Consider the following 18,855-nt stretch of genomic DNA (forward strand, 5'->3'; position numbering starts at 1 on the left):
ATCCTGCCGGACGCACGTCCGGCGCAGGCTGGAGATGATGTGCCGGCCCTTCCGTTGCCCGCCCCCTCCCGATGCCGAGCCTTCTCGCCTTCAGCACGGCCGCCGATGCAGCCGATGGCCTGCTCTTCGGCTGGGACATCGCCGCCCTTCAGAACGGCGCCCTGGTCTATCTGGGACTCTCGGGCCTGGGCTTCGCCCTGGTCTGGCTGCTGGGGATGGTGCGCCGGGGCTGATTCAGGCGCCTGAGGCCGGCGGCTCCGGGTCGGTGCTCAGGCTGAGCTGCCGCTGCGGCGGCTCCTCATCGATGAAGCCGTAGGCCTCGAAGACGCCGGGGTCGTCATGGACGATGCGCTGTCCATCGGCATGCCGTTCGACCCGGAACCCCTCCGAGGCGAGCCGTCGCATCAGGGAGGCCGCCTCCTCGAAGCGTGAGGCCATGGACTCCAGGCTGGCGCAGTCCGCGCTCAGCCCCCGTTCCCGCCAGGTGAAATGTGCCATCCGGGTCAGTCTCACCACCGCAGCCCATCCTCCCGCAGCTGCTGACGCTGCCGCCGCCCGCGCGGAGCCCCGCAGGGCCCCAGGACCAGTGAACTCAGGGAATCAGGAGCAGTCCCAGGCCCACCAGCGCGGCGCTGACCAGCCAGAACCCCAGGACCACCTGCTGTTCATCGGCACCACCCAGCTCGAAGTGATGGTGCAGAGGGGCCATGCGCAGCACCCGTTTCCCCTGGCCATCGGGCCCCTTGGTGGCCTTGAACACCCACACCTGCACGATCACCGACAGGGATTCGGCCAGGAAGACACCGCCCATGAGCAGCAGGGGCCAGAGGCTGTCGCTGAGCAGGGCGATGGCGCTCAGGGCCGCTCCCATGGCCAGGGATCCGGTGTCGCCCATGAACACCCGGGCCGGATGGCGGTTCACCGCCAGAAAGCCGAGCCAGCTCCCGGCCATGGCGGCGGAGAAGCCGGCCATGGCCGGATCGCCGCCGTTGCCGCGCAGCACCAGCTGAAGGGCCAGACCCGTGAACACCACGGCCCCGCAGCCGGCGGCCAGACCGTCGAGACCGTCGGTGAGGTTGGTGGCGTTGCTCTCCGCCAGGAAGACGAACAGGGCCAGCGGCCAGATCAGCAGCCCCAGCGGCAGCACCAGGGCCCAGGGCAGGGCGATGCCGCCGGCCAGCCAGCCGCGGCTCCAGCACCAGCCCACGAAGGCCAGGGCCGCGGCCGCCTGCAGCAGCAGCTTGCCGCGGGGTGTGAGGCCCGTGTTGGTGCGGCGGGTGAGGCTGCGCCAGTCATCGAATCCGCCGATCAGCATGTAGGCCAGCACCACCAGGGCCACCGCCGGCAGCCGCGGATCGGACGGACTCACCAGAGCGCCCACCACCACCCCGGCCGGCACGACCAGCACACCGCCCATCGTTGGCGTTCCCGCCTTGCTCCTGTGCCCGGCGGGGCCATCCTCCCGGATGAACTGGCCGAGTTTCAGGGCCCGCAACCGGGGGACCCCGAGCCGGCAGGCCAGAAGGCTCACGGCCGCACCCAGCAGCAGGGGGAGGCACAGGGCCGAATTCGGCAGCCAGGCGTCACTCGCCAGGGCAGCACCGATCAGCGCGGCGGTGAGCAGCGCCGCTGCGAGCCCCGGAGGGACACGCTGCGACGCGGCGGACGGGGACGACGACATCGCGGCCGGCTCAGTCCTCCCAGTTCTCTTCCTGTTGCTCGTCGGCGCTGTTGTAGTCCTCCTTCTCACCCATGAGTGCGGAGAGCTCCTCCTCCTCCACCGTGCTCACCTCGGGCGTGGCGGTCTCCTCATCGGCCACCAGCCGGCCGCTTGTCTCCAGCCAGCTCAGTAGATCCGGCTCATCCCGCAGGGGCAGCACCGGGGCCGGCTCATGCCGTCCGTAGCGGGTGAGGGAGGGATTGATGGTGTCGAGAAGGCTCATGCGCAGCGGCGGGCGGATGCGGGGACAGGCCGATCTGCAACCCTAGCGCTGCTGCCGGCTGTTTCCGTGCGCCTCCGTCTGACGCTCACCCTGGTCCTCTGGTCCGCCGCCCTGCTGGCGAGCGCGGCACTGCGCTGGTGCGGCAACCGCTGGCCCGAGCCGCTGCCGCCATCGACGCCGCTGGTGCTGCTGCTGGTGCTGGGGCCGCCGGCGCTGCTCAGCCTCTGGCTGCTGTCGCGCTGGCCCGGGCGACCCGGCGGGGGAGAATCGCTCCAGTGATGAGCGCGCGGACCGCGATGGCACGGGCAAAGCGGGTGGTGCTGGCCTATTCCGGAGGGGTGGACACCAGTGTCTGCATTCCCTATCTCCGGCAGGAGTGGGGTGTGGAGGAGGTGATCACCTTCGCTGCCGATCTGGGTCAGGGCGACGAGCTGGAGCCGATCCGGCGCAAGGCGCTCGACGCCGGCGCCAGCCAGTCGATCGTGGGCGATCTGATTGAACCTTTCATCGCCGACTACGCCTTTCCCGCCATCCGGGCCAACGCGCTCTACGAGGGCCGCTATCCCCTGTCGACGGCGCTGGCGCGGCCCCTGATCGCCAAGCGCCTGGTGGAGGTGGCGCGGGAGGTGGGAGCCGATGCCGTGGCCCATGGCTGCACCGGCAAGGGCAACGACCAGGTGCGGTTCGATGTGGCGATCGCCAGCCTCGCCCCCGATCTCAAGGTGCTGACGCCCGCGCGGGAGTGGGGCATGAGCCGCGAGGAGACGATCGCCTACGGGGAGCGCTACGGGTTGCCCGCGCCTGTCAGCAAGGCGTCGCCGTACTCGATCGATCTGAACCTGCTGGGCCGCAGTGTCGAGGCGGGTCCGCTCGAGGACCCGATGGTGCCCCCGCCGGAGGAGGTGTTCGCCATCACCGCCTCGATCGATCAGGCCCCCGACGCGGCCGAAACGATCGAGATCGCCTTCGAGCAGGGCAATCCCGTGGCGATCGACGGTAAGCCGCTCGATCCGGTGTCGATGCTGCGGCGCGCCAACGCCCTGGCCGGCCGGCACGGCATCGGCCGGCTCGACATGATTGAGAACCGGGTCGTGGGCATCAAATCGCGGGAGATCTACGAAACCCCCGGCCTGCTGCTGCTGATCCAGGCCCACCAGGAGCTGGAGAGCCTGACCCTGGCCGCTGACGTGCTGCGCTACAAACGCCAGGTGGAGGCCACCTGGGCGGATCTTGTGTACCAGGGCCTCTGGTTCGGACCGCTGAAGCACGCCCTCGACGGCTTCCTGGACCGCACCCAGGAGGATGTCAACGGCACGGTGCGGCTGAAGCTGCACAAGGGCAATGCCGTCGTGGTGGGCCGGGGCTCAGCCGACAGCCTCTACACGCCCGACATGGCGACCTACGGCAGTGACGATCGCTTCGATCATCGCGCAGCTGAAGGATTCATCTATGTCTGGGGACTGCCTCTGCGGCTCTGGTCCGCGGTGCGCCGGGCCGGCGGCCGCTGAACCCGTCCCTCAGGCCACCTCGAAGGAGTCGTCCTCGTCGTCGAACTCGTGGCGGCGGTTCCATCCCCAGAGCCGCTCCCGCAGCCGCTGCAGCTGGGGGGTCCGCTCTGCGCTGCGCTCGCGTGTGCGGGGCCTCAAGACAGGCTGCTCGAGGCTCACCGCTGCAGCGGGGGTGAGCAGCGGGCGCTCCTGCTGTTGCTGAGCGGCGATCAGGCGTTGCTGCTGGAGCAACGGCTGAAGCCGCTGCTGGAACTTGCGCTCGAAGATGCCCGGCAGATCCGAGAGCAGGGATTCCATCTCCAGCAGCCGCGACTGGGAGGCTTCCAGCTCCCGGCGCAGGCGCAGGCATTCGCCCTCCAGCTCGGCAATCCGTTGCAGGGACCGCGGCGGCGGTTCCGGTGGCGACGGCGGCTCACCCAGTTCAAGGCGGTGAAGCCGCTGCCGATGCAGTGACGCTGTGGACTCGTCCATGGGCGGCAGGGTATCGCCCTCGAACCGGTCTCACAAGTCGCAACGAGGCGACCGATCTGCTCAGCTGGCAGCGCTGCTGGGCACACCCACGGGCGGACGGGTCACGGGCAGCGGGCCGTCCTGCTTGACGGTCAGATAGCGGATCACGTCCTCGCTGAGGCGCATCACCTTCTCCAGGGCGGCCACCTGCTGGCCGTCGCCGTTGTGGCTCAGCTGCACGTAGATGCCTTCGCGGTGCTTGGCGATGGAATAGGCCAGACGGCGCTTGCCCCGCATCTGGTTGTCGAGCACCTCGGCACCGGCCTCAACCAGCACATCGCGGTACTTGGTCAGATGTCCCTCCACCTCATCTTCGGGGATGTCGGGCCGGAGGATGTAGAGGGTCTCGTAGTACGGCTGGCTCATGACTGGGGTGACTCCGTCAGGGACTGATGGCTCACGGGCTGCAGGCTCCGGTGCTTGGCCGGTGCCCTGCGCCGGCAAGCGGCGGATCAACCACCCTATCGCCAGGCCCCCCGCCAGCCGGACACCGGCCCATGGGCTTCAGAACAGCTGCATCCGCACAGCGGAGGAGAGGGTGGGGATGTCGGCCTCGCGGCCGCGCGCGCACTCGATCGCGGCGAAGAGCACCACCACCACCGTTCCAAGAAAGATGGTGTTGCTCAGGGTCCGGGTGGCGAAGTCCGCCTGCAGGGGCACCAGCACCACCTGGAACACGAGCCCCAGCAGCACGAGCACGATGTCGATCAGGATCGCCTGCAGCACGTTGAAGCGGATGAAATAGGGAATGCGCGGGTTGCGCACCACCACCAGGAACAGCACCAGGAAGAGCAGAAACCCGCCGAAGGGAATCGCTCGCTCCACCATCAGGATCGGCAGGGCCGGCAGGGTGCTCCACTGCAGCGCCGGCACGAGGTTGAACAGGTAGCGGCCGAAGCCCACCCCGTCGCTCCAGGGCAGCAGATAGGCCAGCAGCGCCACCAGCCGCTGCCAGATCGGTGGATTGCCCATGGCTCACAGCCCTGCCGTCTTCAGCGACCCTAGGGGCAGCGGCCGGTGGCGATGGCTCAGGCGAGGGCCGCCAGCGCCGCCCGGCGCATCGTCTCCACGGGCACGGAGTCGGCGCCCGTCCAGAGCCGCAGGGATGCGGCGCCCTGCTGCACGAGCATCTCCAGTCCATCCAGGGTGCGGCAGCCCCTGGCCCGGGCCTGGTGCAGCAGACGGGTCGGCCGGGGGGTGTAGATGAGGTCGTAGACCGTCACGTCGACGGCCAACGCGTCCAGTTCGCCGTCGTCCAGCGGGCAGTCCGGCCCGGCCTGACCACCCATGCCGGCGGGCGTGGTGTTCACCACCAGGCGGCTCTGCTCCAGCAGCGGCTGCAGGGGTTGATCCCGCGGATGGGAGCGCAGAGCGGGACACCAGCCGCTGCAGTCGCTCACGAAGGCCGCCAGGGCCTCCGCCCGACGCCCCACCACCACGATCGGATCGCAGCCCAGGGTGTGCAGGCCCGCCACCACTGCCCGGGCGCTGCCACCGCAGCCCAGCACGACGGCGGCCTGCCCCCGCCAGTCGCCACCCGCCTCGCTGAGCGGTGCCATGAAGCCCTCCACGTCGGTGTTCTCACTGCGCCAGCCCCCCTCCGGCAGCCTCAGCAGGGTGTTGGCGGCACCGAGACGGCTGCTGAGCGTCGAGTGCCGGCGGGCGAGGCGATGGGCCTCGGGCTTGTGCGGCAGGGTCACGTTGAGGCCGCGGCAGTCGATCGCTTCCAGGCCCTGGAGGGCCCGGGCCAGATCGGAGTGTCTGACCGGCAGGGCCAGGTAGACCCAGTCCAGGCCCATGGCGGCGAGGGCCGCGTTGTGCATCAGGGGGGAGAGGGAGTGCCGGATCGGATCCCCCAGCACCCCCACCAGGGCTGTGGCCGAGGAGATGACGGGCATGGGTCGGGTGGCGTCTGGCCGCACGGGAGCAGGGTTCGGGAACCTCACCTCGCCCGCAACGGACCTCGGTGATGAAGATGAAACCCAGATTGATTCAACATCAGAGGAGGTGAACGCCCATGGGCAAGGTTGTCGGAATCGACCTGGGCACGACCAACAGCTGCGTCTCGGTGATGGAGGGTGGCAAGCCCACCGTCATCGCCAACGCCGAGGGTTTCCGCACGACCCCGTCCGTTGTGGCCTACACCAAGAACCAGGACCAGCTGGTGGGGCAGATCGCCAAGCGCCAGGCGGTGATGAACCCCGAGAACACGTTCTATTCCGTCAAGCGCTTCATCGGCCGGCGGGTGGACGAGGTGAATGAGGAATCCACCGAAGTCAGCTACGGCGTGGAGCAGTCCGGCTCCAGCCTCAAGCTGCGTTGCCCGGTGCTCAGCAAGCAGTTCTCCCCCGAGGAGATCTCGGCCCAGGTGCTGCGCAAGCTGGCGGAGGACGCCGGCAAGTATCTCGGTGAAACCGTCAGCCAGGCGGTGATCACGGTCCCGGCTTATTTCAACGATTCCCAGCGTCAGGCCACCAAGGACGCCGGCCGCATCGCCGGTCTCGAGGTGCTGCGCATCATCAACGAGCCCACGGCGGCTGCGCTGGCCTACGGCCTCGACAAGAAGAGCAACGAGCGCATTCTCGTGTTCGACCTCGGCGGCGGCACGTTCGATGTCTCGGTGCTGGAAGTCGGTGATGGTGTGTTCGAGGTGCTCTCCACCTCGGGTGACACCCACCTGGGTGGTGATGACTTCGACAAGGTGATCGTCGATCACCTCGCCGCCACCTTCAAGTCGAACGAGGGGATCGATCTTCGTCAGGACAAGCAGGCCCTGCAGCGTCTCACCGAAGCGGCGGAAAAGGCCAAGATCGAACTCTCCAGTGCCACCCAGAGCGAGATCAATCTCCCCTTCATCACCGCCACACCCGAGGGTCCCAAGCACCTCGATCTCACCCTGACCCGGGCCAAGTTCGAGGAGCTCTGCTCGAAGCTGATCGACCGCTGCGCCGTGCCGGTGGAGCAGGCCCTCAAGGACGCCAAGCTCTCGAAGTCCGAGATCGATGAAGTGGTGATGGTGGGCGGTTCCACCCGCATCCCCGCTGTTCAGGAGCTGGTCAAGCGCATCACCGGCAAGGATCCCAACCAGACGGTGAATCCCGACGAGGTGGTGGCCGTGGGCGCCGCCATCCAGGGCGGTGTGCTGGCCGGTGAGGTCAAGGACATCCTCCTGCTCGACGTCACCCCCCTGTCTCTCGGCGTGGAGACCCTGGGCGGTGTGATGACCAAGATGATCCCCCGCAACACCACGATCCCCACCAAGAAGGCCGAGACCTACTCCACCGCCGTGGACGGTCAGACCAACGTGGAGATCCATGTGCTCCAGGGCGAGCGCGAGATGGCCTCCGACAACAAGAGCCTCGGCACCTTCCGCCTCGATGGCATTCCCCCGGCACCCCGCGGTGTGCCCCAGATCGAGGTGACCTTCGACATCGACGCTAACGGCATCCTCAGCGTCACCGCCAAGGACAAGGGAAGCGGCAAGGAGCAGAGCATCTCGATCACCGGTGCCTCCACCCTCTCCGAGAACGAGGTGGAGAAGATGGTCAAGGATGCCGAGACCAACGCCGCCGCCGACAAGGAGAAGCGGGAGCGCATCGACCTCAAGAATCAGGCCGAAACGCTCGTGTACCAGGCCGAGAAGCAGGTCGCCGATCTTGGTGACAAGGTCAGCGATGACGCCAAGGCCAAGGTGGAGGAGAAGCGCACCAAACTCAAGGAGGCCACCGAGAAGGAGGACTTCGATGCCATGAAGCCCCTGCTGGAGGAACTGCAGCAGGAGCTCTACGCCCTGGGTGCCTCGGTGTACCAGCAGGCCGGTGACGCGGAGGCGGCGGCCGCTGCCAGTGCCGGCAACGGCTCCTCGGCCGCCGGCAGCGCCTCCTCGGCCTCGAGCGACGACGTGATCGACGCTGAGTTCACCGAGAGCAAGTGATGCCTGGCATGTCCTGACGGGTGATCGACGGATCACCCATCCGCTGCCGGTACTGGAATCGATCCATCAACAAGGCCCGCCGTGAGGCGGGCCTTCGCTTTGGGGCCTCAGGGGCCCCGGGCCGTTTCAGCAGGTCACTCGCTGATGCGTGCCACCTGCTCCTTCGACTTCGCCACCACTTCCGGCGGCAGAGTCACGTAGCCGAGCTCGGGGGCCTGGGCCTGGGCCTCCTCGGAGAGCATGAAATCGAAGGTCTCCTTCAGCAGGGGAGTCTTGTCGCCGTTGCCGGTCTCGTAGGCCAGGATCCAGGTGAAGGTCACGATCGGATAGCCCTGGTCGGGATTGGGGTTGCCGCCGATCAGGTCGGGTCCGAGGTCGATGGAGGCCAGCGCCAGGCTCTCGGTTTCGTTGGTCGGCATGACGGATTCGCCGGAGGCGTTCTCCAGCGCGGCCGCCTGCAGGCCGTCCTTGACGTAGGCCACCTCCACGTAGCCGATGCCGCCATCGATCTGCTTCAGCTGGGCCGAGACGCCTTCATTGCCCTTGGCGCCGACACCGACCGGCCAGCTGATGGATTTGTCCGCTCCGGGGCCACCGTCCCACTCGGGGCTGATGGCCGCCAGGTGCTTGGTGAAGTTGAAGGTGGTGCCGGAGCCGTCGGAGCGGTGCACCACGCGGATCGGCTTGTCGTCGCAGCCCACCTCGCTGAAGTTGGTGATCGAGCCGAGGAAGATGCCGGCCAGCTGCTCCTGGTTCAGGGCCAGCTCGCATCCCTCGAAGTTGTAGGCCACGGCGATGGCGCCGGCGGTCATCGGGATCTGCAGCACGCCGCGGCTCACCTCGGCGATGGCGTCCTCCTTCATCGGGGCGTCGGAGGCAGCGAAGTCAACCGTTTCAGCCTGGAACTGCCGCACGCCGGCGCCGGAGCCGACCGATTGGTAGTTCACATTGACGCCCTTCTCGGCGAGCTGCTGGAACCAGCGCTGATAGATCGCGGCAGGGAAGGAGGCTCCGGCGGCGTTGAGGGAGCCGGTGGGGCCCTCGCTGCCGCCGCCGGCGGCATCGTCACCCGCACCGCCGCAGGCAGCCAACGTGAGGGTTCCGGCCAGACCGAGGGTGGCGGCGAGCGACCGAAGCGTTCGGCGACGGAAGACAGACATGCGTGAGAGGTTGGATGGTGGGCCGGGCGACGCGCACGCCGCAGCTGGCGGCGACCGCATTCCGGCGCCTGAACGGTAGAGATGCCAGGTGAGCACAGGTTTAAGGGTGCGTTAACAGCCCGATCTGACGGCTCACCCAGGCCGCGCTGGCCGGTGCCAGCAGCACCCCGTTGCGGTGATGGGCGGTGGCCACGATCAGTCCCGGCTCCGGCTGCTCGAGCACCGGCGCCGGCCGGCCGGCCGGCCGCGGCCGGATCCCCTCCCAGCGATGGCACAGCCGTGAGCGCCGCAGCCAGTCCGGCGGGTCTCCCTCCAGCTCCCGCAGCCGGTTGAGCGGAGTGCTGCCGGCTCGCCGGCCCGGCTCCACCGTGGCACCGACCCAGAGTCGTCTGCCCGGCCGGGGCACCAGGTTGAGGCCGCGCCAGACCATCGCCCCGGGCCAGCGCCTCCACAGATCGCCGTCCGGCAGGGGATCGGTCAGCTCCAGCTCCAGGGCCTGGCCCAGGACCGGCGCCACCGGGATCGGGTGATTGAGCGGCGCCAGCAGGGCGTTCAGCCCTGTGGCGACACACAGCACCAGCCAGCGGCCCTCCAGCGGCTCCCCCTGTTGCCGCTGCACCCGCCAGCCCCGCTGGCAGCGCTCCAGGGCCCTGACCCGATCCGGCAGCAGACGTCCGCCCAGGCGAGCCACCTCGCTGCGCAGGGCCTGCAGCAGCGGCAGCGGGTCGATCTGGCCGTCGGTGGCGGAGTGCAGACCGCCCAGGGCCTGACGCGGCGGGTGCGGCTCCAGTAGCCGGAGATCACCGGGCTCGAGCCAGCGCAGGTCGCGTTCAGCGCCATGGGCGTCCGCGAAGGCCCTGAGGCGCCCCTCCTCGTCGGCATCGGCCGCCAGCAGCAGCAGGCCGGAGCGGGCGGGCAGCCGATGGCCGGCCTGCCGCAGCTCCGCGATCCATCGAGGCCACAGCGCCATGGCCTCCTGGCGCAGCCGCAGGCCGCGGCCACTGCGGCGCCGGTACACCTGACCCATCAGCACACCGAGGGCGGCGGGAGAGCCCCAGGCACTGGGTGCGGGGGGCGCCTGAGTGGGTCCGGTCGTCTCCGCCAGCTCGGGGTCCATCAGGGTCACGGCGCACCCCTGGCGGCTGAGCTGCCAGGCCACGGCGCTGCCGACGACACCGGCGCCGACCACGATCACCTCAGGGGCCATCTCCGGCCGATGAAGGGTTCGGCCGCTCCGGATGAGGAGCGGCGGGCAGGCCGGATCAGGCGGCCGGCAGGCCCATGGCTTCCATGGCGTCGTCGCCCTCGTCGCTCGCCTCAGTGGTGCTGTCCGCGGCGGCCCGGGCGGCGGCCTCATCGGCAGCGGCCTGGATGCTGGCGATGGCCTGGGCCGGAATCACCTCGGCGTAGCTGGCGAACCCGGCGGCCACGCCGGAGTAGGCCCGATCCATGCGCATCGGCTCCTGCAGGCGTGCCGCTTCATCCAGCTCGGCCATGGAGCGCTTCAGGGCGGCGGCGCGGGAGTTGGCCTCGGCCCGATCGCCCGGCAGCAGGCGCTGGTTGATGTAAAGCATCTCCCGGCCCACCTCCTGCATCGGGCCGTGGATCAGGTTGCGCGCGAAGATCCAGTTGCGCTGGGAGACCAGCGCCGCCAGCTCAGGCAGACGCTCCATCGAGGCCAGATAGCCCTCTGCCTGACGGGTGATCACCGCCATGTCCTCGGGTGGGATGCCGGGCTGGGCGGACTGGGCGCCGGAGCAGGCCACCAGGGACACCGCCAGGGCCAGGCTGAGGCAGGCCTTGAGCAGGCGACGCAGGGTGGGGGCCATCGGGGGACAGCGCAAAGACGAGGCTGGACTGTACCTGCCGCGCCCGGGCCGGCGGGCCTCGAGCGGCCGTCTCGGCACAATGCCCAGGCCACCCGCCCGGACGTCGCCGCGATGAGCGTGCCCACGGCCATCCTGCAGCTGATCTGTCCCGATCGCCCCGGGCTGGTGAGCGAGCTCTCGGGCTGGGTGGCGGCCAATGGAGGCAACATCCGCCACGCCGACCACCACACCGATGCCGATGCGGGTCTGTTCCTGAGCCGCCTGGAGTGGGATCTCGACGGCTTCGGCCTGCCGCGGGAGGCGATCGCACCGGCGACGGAGGCCCTGGCCCAGCGCCTGCAGGGCCGCTCCTCCCTGCACTTCTCCGATGCCCTCAGCCGGACGGCCATCTTTGTGAGCAAGCAGAGCCACTGCCTGCTCGATCTGCTCTGGCGCACCCGCAGCGGTGAGCTGCCGATGGAGGTGCCGCTGGTGGTCTCGAATCACCCCGATCTGCGGCAGGAGGCCGAGGCCTTCGGGAGCCGCTTCGTGCACCTGCCCGTGAGCCAGGGCAGCCGGGCTGAGGTGGAACAGCAGCAGCTGGAGCTGCTGGCCGCGGAGCGCATCGACCTGGTGGTGCTGGCCAAGTACATGCAGATCCTCTCGGCCGATTTTCTCGGCCGCTTCGGGGAGGTGATCAACATCCACCACTCCTTCCTGCCGGCCTTCAAGGGCGCCCAGCCCTATCACCGGGCCTGGGAGCGGGGGGTGAAGCTGATCGGGGCCACCGCCCACTATGTCACCGAGGACCTGGATGACGGCCCGATCATCGAGCAGACCACCGTGCACGTGAGCCACCGCGACGAAGTGGAGGATCTGATCCGCAAGGGCCGTGACACCGAGCGACTGGCCCTGGCGCGGGCAGTGCGGCTGCATCTGCGTCGCCAGGTGATGGAGTACCGCGGGCGCACGGCCGTGTTCGACTGATGCGGCTCCCGGCTCTCGCCAGTGGCCTGCCGACGGGAGCCTCCCCCCTGGGCTGGCGCTGCTTTCAGATCGGGCTGCTGCTGCTGCCCTCCAGCGCCCTGCTGGCCAGTGCCCTGTTCGTGGTGGCGCTGGTGCTGGGCTGCCGCGGCCGCAGCCCCTGGTGGCGCGATTCCTGCAACCGGGTGCTGTTGGTGGTGGCGACCCTGATGCTGCTGGGCACCCTCCGGGCCGATCGAGCCGATCTGGCCTGGGCCGGCCTGGCGAACTGGCTCCCCTTCTTCTGGGGCTTCTGGGGATTTCAGCCCTATGTGGCCGCGCCGCCGGCTCGGCGACGGGCGGCCCTCTGGCTGGTGGCCGGCACCGTTCCGGTGATCCTCACGGGGCTGGGCCAGATGTGGGCCGGCTGGAGAGGCCCCTGGCAACTGCTGGGCGGGCTGATCATCTGGCACATGAGTCCGGGCGGCGAACCCGAGGGCCGCCTGTCCGGCCTGTTCGACTACGCCAACATCGCCGGCTCGTGGCTGGCCCTGGTCTGGCCCCTGGCCCTGGCGGCGCTGCTGCAGCGCGGTCTGTCCCGCGGGCGGCGACTCACTGTGCTGCTGATCGCGGCCGGGCTCGTGGCGGCCCTGCTGCTCACCGACTCGCGCAACGCCTGGGGGGCTCTGCTGCTGGCCCTTCCCCTGGTGGCCGGCCCCGCCAGCTGGCTCTGGCTGCTGCCGGTGCTGCTGCTCGCGCTGCTGCCGGTGCTGGTGGCCGTGCTGCCGGGGGTGCCGAGCGGCTGGCAGGAGGCGGCCCGGGCGCTGGTGCCGGAGGGCATCTGGGGGCGCCTCAGCGATGCCAAGCACGCAGCGGAGCGGGTTCCCGCCTCCACCCGCCTCGGTCAGTGGGGTGTGGCACTGGGCCTGATCGGGGAGCGGCCCTGGCTGGGCTGGGGTGCGGCGGCCTTCACGGTGCTCTACCCGGCGCGGACCGGCCAGTGGCACGGCCACCCCCACAACCTGCCGATCGAGATGGCGGTGAGCTTCGGTGTTCCCGCCGCGCTGCTGCTGGTGGGGATGGTGGTTGGCCTGCTGGGGCGTTCCGCCCGTCGGGGCATGGCGGGCGGGGCCCTGTTCGAACGCGCCTGGTGGGCCGCGGCGCTGGTGCTGCTCAGCCTGCACGCCACCGACATCCCCCTCTACGACAGCCGCCTCAACATCGCCGGCTGGATCCTGCTGGCGGGCCTGCGCGGGCGTCAGCCGGCGGAGACGAGGGCCGGAGCCCCCTGACGGACCAGCACCGCCGGAGCCACACCGCCCCGCAGGTGCTGCCAGGGGAGCACCTGCTCCTGGTCCCAGCAGCCGTGCACCACCTCCGACCAGGCCGGCGGCGGCGGCAGGGGCGGTGAACCCGGTGCCGGGGGAGCCTCGCCGGCGCGCACGGCGGCGTGGGCCCGTTTCCAGCCCCCCTGGCTGGTGCTGTTGCCCCGCACGGCGGCGATCACCGGGGCGAGCCGCCGGTCGCCGCGGCTGAGCAGGGCCTGCACCGCGCTCCAGCCGTAGCTTTCCGGACGCAGGGTGATGCCTTTGGGCCGGAGCCGCTTGCCCAGTCGTTTCAGCCGTTTCTCGGCCTCGGGCCGGAGGCCGTGCCACTGGAATGGGGTCTGGGCCTTGGGCACGAAACTGCTCACCCCCAGGGTCAGTCTCAGGCCGGGGTTGGCGGCCCGCAGCTGCAGCATCAGATCCGCGGTGGCCTCCACGTCGTCCTCCTCCTCCGTCGGCAGGCCGACCATCCCGTAGAGCTTGAGGGCGCTGAGACCCCCCTCCAGGGCATGGCGTGCCGCCGCCTGGATCTGCTCGTGCGAGAGCTTCTTGTTGATCAGCTCACGCATCCGCTCGCTGCCGCTCTCGACCGCGATCGTGAGGGAGCGGCTGCCGCGGCGGGCCAGGATCCGGCTCAGCTCGGTCGTCACCGTGGCCGCCCGCACCGAGCTCAGGCTGACGCGCACATCCTCGAAGCGCTCCTGGTCGAGCCAGTCCATCAGCTCGGCGAAGCCCGGATGCTGGGTCACCGATGCCCCCAGCAGTCCCAGGCGACGGGTGGCTCCCAGGCCTGCTTCCACCGCCGGAATCAGGCTCCCCTCCACCGCTGGAGTGCGGAACGGCAGGGTGAGGTAGCTGGCCAGGCAGAAGCGGCAGAGTTCGGGGCAGCTGCGGACCACCTCGACCATGTGGATGGCCGGCCAGGCGGCCTCCGGCGTGATCACCATCGAGCGGCTCAGCCGTTCGCCGCGCCAGGTGCGCTTGGAGAGGCTGGCGGGCAGCTCCGGTTCCACCGGCATCACGTTTTCGAGGCTGCAGTCACGGCCGTAGCGGGGTGTGTAGAGGCCCGGCACGTAGACGCCCGGGACGCGGGCCAGGGTCCGCAGCCGCTCCGCCCGCGGCCGGCCCCGGCCGGCCTGAACGGCGTCGATGAACTCGGGCAGCAGCTCCTCGCCGTCGCCCAGTAGCACGGCATCGAAGAAGGGGGCCAGCGGTTCCGGGTTGGCCGTGAGCACGGGCCCGCCGCCGAACACCAGTGGATCGTCGTCACCGCGTTCGCAGGCCCAGATGGGGATCCGTTGGCGCTCGAGCAGATCCAGCAGCACCGGGCCGTCCAGCTCCCAGCTCAGGGAGAGACCGAAGAGATCGCAGCGGCGCGGCAGCGGCTCGCTCCGGTCGGTGAACACCCGCCGCACATCCACATCCCGCCGCCCGGCCAGGGCCGCCCACACCACCTGAAAGCCGAGGCTCGTGATCCCGACCGAGTAGGTGCTGGGAAAGGCGAGCAGGGCCGTGAGGGCGCCGGGGTCCGGTGGGACCGGGTCAAACAGGAGGGTTTCTTGATTCAGGGTCCGCTGGCGGGGGAGGGTCTGGGGCCGGCGCAGGAGATGCTCCCACTCGCGTGGATTCTCTCCCCCGCCTGCCCGGCCGGCGGGGGAGCGGCCACCGGTCTGGATCACGGGTGGGGCCTGGCTGCGGGCCGGTGCGAATTCCAGCTCCAGCTCCATCTGGCGTTCGTAGATGGAGCGGCCGTCGAACAGCCGTGCCACCAGGAAGCTGCCGAGGCAGCTCACCAGGATCGGCTTGAGGATCAGCAGGTCCTTGGTGAGGCCGAAGGCCAGGAACATCGCTGTGATCGGCGTGCGCGAGCAGCCCGCCACGAAGGCGCCCATCCCCGCGAACACATAGGTGGTGGGCACGTGGCCGGTGGCCGCCTCCACCCAGCCGCCGCAGGCCAGACCGATCGATCCGCCCAGGGTGAGCATCGGCGCGAACAGACCACCCGGTGCGCCCGACCCCGCGGCCATGCCGGTGCTGAAGAACAGCAGCACGAAGATCGCCAGGGCCATGCCGATGCCCACGTGCCCCGTGGCCACGTCGTGCTGCAGGGCCGCCTGGTTGTGGAAGTCGGAGGGAAGCAGGCCGTAGACGGCCCCCAGCACCGCGCCGCTCAGCACCATCCGCAGCACGAGCCGGTTCCCGAACCACTGGTGACCCCAGCGCTGCATCCGCAGCACGTAGCGGCAGTAGAGCTCGGCCAGCACGCCGACCACCGGACCGAGGGCGATCAGGTACAGCAGGTCTACCGGCAGGAACTGCACCAGGGGGGAGTATTCGCGCTCCAGCTGAAAGCCCACACCGGCCTGCAGGCCGCCGGCATGGGGTCCGAGACCGGACAGTCCGAGCACATCGGCCCAGGTGTCGGCCGCGAAGGTGGTGACCAGCACCAGCAGCAGCACCACCGGGCGAGCGGAGTGCAGCAGCTCCTCGATGGCATAGACGAAGCCGCCGATCGGGGCGCTGAAGGCCGCGGCGATCCCGGCGCCGCCGCCCGCGGCCACGATCACGCGCCGGAAGGCCACCGGAGCTTTCAGGACCCGGGCCATGCTCCAGGCCACCGAGGCTCCCATCTGCACCGCCGGGCCTTCCGGCCCCAGGGGAAAGCCGCTGCCGATGGCCACGATGCCGGCCATCAGCTTCACCACCCCCACCCGCAGCCCCATGGGCACCGCCCGGTGCCGGAGGAAGTTCATCACCTGCGTGACGCCCGAGCCCGAGGCGGCGGGGGCCAGCCGCTGCACCAGCTGGCCTGAGATCAGTCCCCCGAGGGCGCCGACAGCCGGCAGCACCAGCCAGGGCGGGGCGTCCTGCAGCAGGCGCAGGCGCCAGGTGCCCAGCCATCCCACCCCGAAGCGGAACAACAGGGCCGTGAAGGCGGCCCCGAGCCCGGTGAGCATCAGGGCCAGAACGACGCTGAACCAGCGCTGCTCGAGCAGGCTGCGGATGCTGCGGGCCGAGGCCCGCTGCCACTGGGGCGTTCCGCTCTGGCTCAGGCCGACCATCCGCCTCCCGTTCCTGTCTCAGACCTCCGCCAGCACCTCCGCCTGCTCGGCGGGGCTGACCACGCGGCCCTCCTCCTCGAAACCGCTGATCTGATCGAAGTTGAGGTAGCGGTAGAGCTCATCGGAGAGGGGATCGATCTTCGAGGCGGCGATGCTGCGGTACTCCTCCACGGTGGGGATGCGACCGAGCAGGGCGCAGACCGCCGCCAGTTCGGCGCTGCCCAGGTAGACCTGCGCACCCTTGCCGAGGCGGTTGTTGAAGTTGCGCGTGCTGGTGGAGAACACGGTGGTGTTGTCCTCCACCCGGGCCTGGTTGCCCATGCAGAGCGAGCAGCCGGGCATCTCCATGCGGCAGCCGGCCGCTTCAAAGATGGCGTAATAGCCCTCCTGCTTGAGGCGTTCCTCATCCATGCGGGTGGGCGGGCAGACCCAGAGGCGGGTCTGGAGGGTGCCGGCACCCTCGAGCACCTTGGCCGCAGCGCGGTAGTGGCCGATGTTGGTCATGCAGGAGCCGATGAACACCTCCTGCACCGGATCGCCGGCCACCTCGCTGAGCAGCTTGACATTGTCCGGATCGTTCGGACAGGCCAGAACCGGCTCGTGCAGGCTGTCGAGGTCGATCTCCAGGATGTCGGCGTACTCGGCATCGGGATCGGCCGAGAGCAGGCTGGGCTTGGCCAGCCAGTCCTCCATGGCCCGGATCCGTCGGGCCAGGGTGCGGGCGTCCTGATAACCCCTGGCGATCATGTTGCGCATCAGGCTGACGTTGCTGCGCAGGTATTCGGACACCGTCTCCTCGGACAGACGGATCGTGCAGCCGGCGCAGGAGCGTTCGGCCGTGGCGTCGGTGAGTTCGAAGGCCTGCTCGAGCTTGAGGTCGGGCAGCCCCTCGATCTCCATGATCCGGCCGTTGAAGACGTTGATCTTGTTGGCCTTCTCCACCGTCAGCAGGCCCCGCTGGATCGCGGTCCAGGGGATGGCGTTGACCACGTCACGCAGGGTCACGCCCGGCTGCAGCGAGCCGCTGAAGCGCACCAGCACCGATTCCGGCATGTCCAGCGGCATGGCGCCGATGGCTGCGGCGAAGGCCACCACGCCCGAGCCCCCGGGGAAGGAGATGCCCAGGGGGAAGCGGGTGTGGCTGTCACCGCCCGTGCCGACCGTGTCGGGCAGCAGCATGCGGTTGAGCCAGCTGTGGATGATGCCGTCGCCCGGCCGCAGGGCCACGCCGCCGCGCTGCTCGAAGAAATCCGGCAGCTCCTTCTGCGTCTGGATGTCGACCGGTTTCGGGTAGGCCGCCGTGTGGCAGAAGCTCTGCATCACCAGATCGGCCGAGAAGCCCAGGCAGGCCAGCTCCTTCATCTCGTCCCGCGTCATCGGGCCGGTGGTGTCCTGGCTGCCGACCGTGGTCATCACCGGTTCGCAGCTGGTGCCCGGGCGCACGCCCGCCACGCCGCAGGCGCGTCCCACCATCTTCTGGGCCAGGGTGAAGCCGCGGCCGGTGTCCTCCGGCAGACCCGGCCGCACGAACAGGGTGCTGGCGGCCAGCCCCAGGCGCTGGCGCACCCGATCCGTGAGGGCCCGGCCGATCATCAGGGGGATGCGTCCGCCGGCGCGCACCTCATCGGTGAGGGTGCTCGGCTTGAGGCTGAAGCGGGCGATGACCGTGCCGGCCCCCTCCTCGGTGGCCGCCCGCTCGATCGTGCCGGCCGCGGGTCGGATGGTGATCACATCACCGCTGCGCAGGGCCGAGACATCGCATTCGATCGGCAGGGCGCCGGAATCCTGAGCGGTGTTGAAGAAAATCGGGGCGATCTTGCCGCCGAGGATCACACCGCCGGCCCGCTTGTTGGGCACGTGGGGGATGTCGTGGCCGATGTGCCACAGCACCGAGTTGATCGCCGACTTGCGCGAACTGCCGGTGCCCACCACATCGCCGACGTAGGCGATCGGATGGCCCTTCTGCCGCAGGGCTTCGATGGTGGCCAGCCCGTCGGGATCGCGGGTCTCCAGCATGGCCAGGGCGTGCAGGGGGATGTCCGGCCGGGTGGTGGCATGGACCGCTGGAGAGAGGTCGTCGGTGTTGGTCTCGCCCTCCACCTTGAACACCGTCACGGTGATCGCCTCGGCCAGCTCCGGTCGCCGGGTGAACCAGTCCGCCGCCGCCCAGGAGTCCACCACCTGCCGGGCGAACCGGTTCGTCTCCGCCAACTCGAGCACGTCGTTGAAGGCGTCGTAGACCAGCAGGGTGCGGCTCAGCCCTTCGGCCGCGGCCCCGGCGATCGCCTCGCGCGGATCCGACAGCAGCTCGATCAGGGCGGCCACGTTGTATCCCCCCACCATCGTGCCGAGCAGTTCGGTGGCCTCCACGGCGCTCACCAGCGGGGAGCTGGCGCGGCCGCCGGCCACGGCGCTCAGCCAGGTGGCCTTGACGTAGGCCGCCTCATCGACTCCGGGCGGCACCCGTTCCCGCAGCAGCTCCAGCAGCTCCTGCTCCTGGCCCGCCGGGGGGTTGTGCAGCGCTTCGGTGAGCGCCCCGGTCTGCTCCGCGTTCAGGGGCAGCGGCGGGATGCCGAGGCTCAGACGCTCGGCGGCGGCCTCGTGGTACGAGCTGAGCATGGGAGAAACGCGGACGACACAAG

At 69.9% G+C, this 18,855-nt stretch carries 18 protein-coding genes; 6 read left to right on the top strand and 12 right to left on the bottom strand.

The features are described 5' to 3' along the window. Positions 1-71: 71 nt before the first annotated feature. Positions 72-233, top strand: a complete 162-nt coding sequence (locus EVJ50_RS10535; RefSeq protein ID WP_150883904.1) for a cytochrome B6 — start codon at positions 72-74, stop codon at positions 231-233. A gap of 1 nt (position 234) precedes the next feature. Here EVJ50_RS10535 and EVJ50_RS10540 read toward each other — a convergent pair whose 3' ends face one another. From EVJ50_RS10540 to EVJ50_RS10550, 3 genes are all read right to left on the bottom strand, one after another. After that, positions 235-498, bottom strand: a complete 264-nt coding sequence (locus tag EVJ50_RS10540; protein WP_150883905.1) for a hypothetical protein — start codon at positions 496-498, stop codon at positions 235-237. Positions 499-592: 94 nt separating this feature from the next. Next, positions 593-1,681, bottom strand: coding sequence for a phospho-N-acetylmuramoyl-pentapeptide-transferase (gene mraY, locus EVJ50_RS10545; protein ID WP_150883906.1), 1,089 nt, complete (start codon positions 1,679-1,681; stop codon positions 593-595). A gap of 10 nt (positions 1,682-1,691) precedes the next feature. Next, the gene (locus EVJ50_RS10550; protein WP_150883907.1) at positions 1,692-1,943 is read right to left on the bottom strand and encodes a DUF3134 domain-containing protein; all 252 of its coding nucleotides are present in this window, start codon (positions 1,941-1,943) and stop codon (positions 1,692-1,694) included. Positions 1,944-2,009: 66 nt separating this feature from the next. On the opposite strand from EVJ50_RS10550, the gene EVJ50_RS10555 reads away from it, so the two are divergent. Next, positions 2,010-2,222: a hypothetical protein gene (locus tag EVJ50_RS10555; RefSeq protein WP_225322899.1), complete on the top strand. Its 213-nt coding sequence runs from the start codon at positions 2,010-2,012 to the stop codon at positions 2,220-2,222. Positions 2,223-2,239: 17 nt separating this feature from the next. Then, entirely contained in the window at positions 2,240-3,451 is a 1,212-nt protein-coding gene (locus EVJ50_RS10560; protein ID WP_150883908.1) for an argininosuccinate synthase, read from the top strand. 9 nt (positions 3,452-3,460) lie between these two features. On the opposite strand, the gene EVJ50_RS10565 is transcribed toward EVJ50_RS10560, so the two are convergent. The 4 genes from EVJ50_RS10565 to EVJ50_RS10580 all read right to left on the bottom strand — a co-directional run bounded on the left by EVJ50_RS10565 (position 3,461) and on the right by EVJ50_RS10580 (position 5,859). Then, the gene (locus EVJ50_RS10565) at positions 3,461-3,922 is read right to left on the bottom strand and encodes a hypothetical protein (RefSeq protein ID WP_150883909.1); all 462 of its coding nucleotides are present in this window, start codon (positions 3,920-3,922) and stop codon (positions 3,461-3,463) included. A 60-nt stretch (positions 3,923-3,982) separates the two neighbouring features. Beyond that, complete coding sequence (rpsF, locus tag EVJ50_RS10570; RefSeq protein ID WP_150883910.1) at positions 3,983-4,327, bottom strand: 30S ribosomal protein S6; 345 nt, start codon at positions 4,325-4,327, stop codon at positions 3,983-3,985. A gap of 138 nt (positions 4,328-4,465) precedes the next feature. Continuing rightward, entirely contained in the window at positions 4,466-4,933 is a 468-nt protein-coding gene (locus EVJ50_RS10575) for a Tic20 family protein (protein WP_150883911.1), read from the bottom strand. 56 nt (positions 4,934-4,989) lie between these two features. After that, the gene (locus EVJ50_RS10580; RefSeq protein WP_150883912.1) at positions 4,990-5,859 is read right to left on the bottom strand and encodes a shikimate dehydrogenase; all 870 of its coding nucleotides are present in this window, start codon (positions 5,857-5,859) and stop codon (positions 4,990-4,992) included. Between the two features lie 119 nt (positions 5,860-5,978). Between EVJ50_RS10580 and dnaK the strand changes: the two genes are divergently transcribed. After that, positions 5,979-7,895 (top strand): molecular chaperone DnaK, encoded by a 1,917-nt coding sequence (dnaK, locus tag EVJ50_RS10585; protein WP_150883913.1) that lies wholly within the window; start codon positions 5,979-5,981, stop codon positions 7,893-7,895. Positions 7,896-8,029: 134 nt separating this feature from the next. Here the strand turns inward: dnaK and pstS are convergent, their stop codons facing one another. From pstS to psbQ, 3 genes are all read right to left on the bottom strand, one after another. Next, positions 8,030-9,055, bottom strand: coding sequence for a phosphate ABC transporter substrate-binding protein PstS (pstS, locus tag EVJ50_RS10590; protein ID WP_150883914.1), 1,026 nt, complete (start codon positions 9,053-9,055; stop codon positions 8,030-8,032). 100 nt (positions 9,056-9,155) lie between these two features. Beyond that, positions 9,156-10,262, bottom strand: a complete 1,107-nt coding sequence (locus tag EVJ50_RS10595; protein ID WP_191964745.1) for an FAD-dependent oxidoreductase — start codon at positions 10,260-10,262, stop codon at positions 9,156-9,158. Between the two features lie 55 nt (positions 10,263-10,317). Then, the gene (gene psbQ, locus EVJ50_RS10600; RefSeq protein WP_150883916.1) at positions 10,318-10,884 is read right to left on the bottom strand and encodes a photosystem II protein PsbQ; all 567 of its coding nucleotides are present in this window, start codon (positions 10,882-10,884) and stop codon (positions 10,318-10,320) included. A 111-nt stretch (positions 10,885-10,995) separates the two neighbouring features. On the opposite strand from psbQ, the gene purU reads away from it, so the two are divergent. Both purU and EVJ50_RS10610 read left to right on the top strand, forming a co-directional pair. Further along, complete coding sequence (purU, locus tag EVJ50_RS10605; RefSeq protein ID WP_150883917.1) at positions 10,996-11,850, top strand: formyltetrahydrofolate deformylase; 855 nt, start codon at positions 10,996-10,998, stop codon at positions 11,848-11,850. Continuing rightward, positions 11,850-13,118, top strand: coding sequence for an O-antigen ligase (locus EVJ50_RS10610; RefSeq protein WP_150883918.1), 1,269 nt, complete (start codon positions 11,850-11,852; stop codon positions 13,116-13,118). The genes purU and EVJ50_RS10610 overlap by 1 nt, the downstream gene beginning before the upstream one ends. Here EVJ50_RS10610 and EVJ50_RS15400 read toward each other — a convergent pair. Together EVJ50_RS15400 and acnB are read right to left on the bottom strand one after the other, a co-directional pair. After that, positions 13,085-16,213, bottom strand: a complete 3,129-nt coding sequence (locus tag EVJ50_RS15400) for a chloride channel protein (RefSeq protein WP_370455489.1) — start codon at positions 16,211-16,213, stop codon at positions 13,085-13,087. The genes EVJ50_RS10610 and EVJ50_RS15400 overlap by 34 nt on opposite strands. An 18-nt stretch (positions 16,214-16,231) precedes the next feature. Next, positions 16,232-18,832: a bifunctional aconitate hydratase 2/2-methylisocitrate dehydratase gene (acnB, locus tag EVJ50_RS10620; protein ID WP_150883919.1), complete on the bottom strand. Its 2,601-nt coding sequence runs from the start codon at positions 18,830-18,832 to the stop codon at positions 16,232-16,234. Positions 18,833-18,855 lie beyond the last annotated feature (23 nt).

Source organism: Synechococcus sp. RSCCF101, assembly GCF_008807075.1.
GTDB lineage: Bacteria > Cyanobacteriota > Cyanobacteriia > PCC-6307 > Cyanobiaceae > RSCCF101.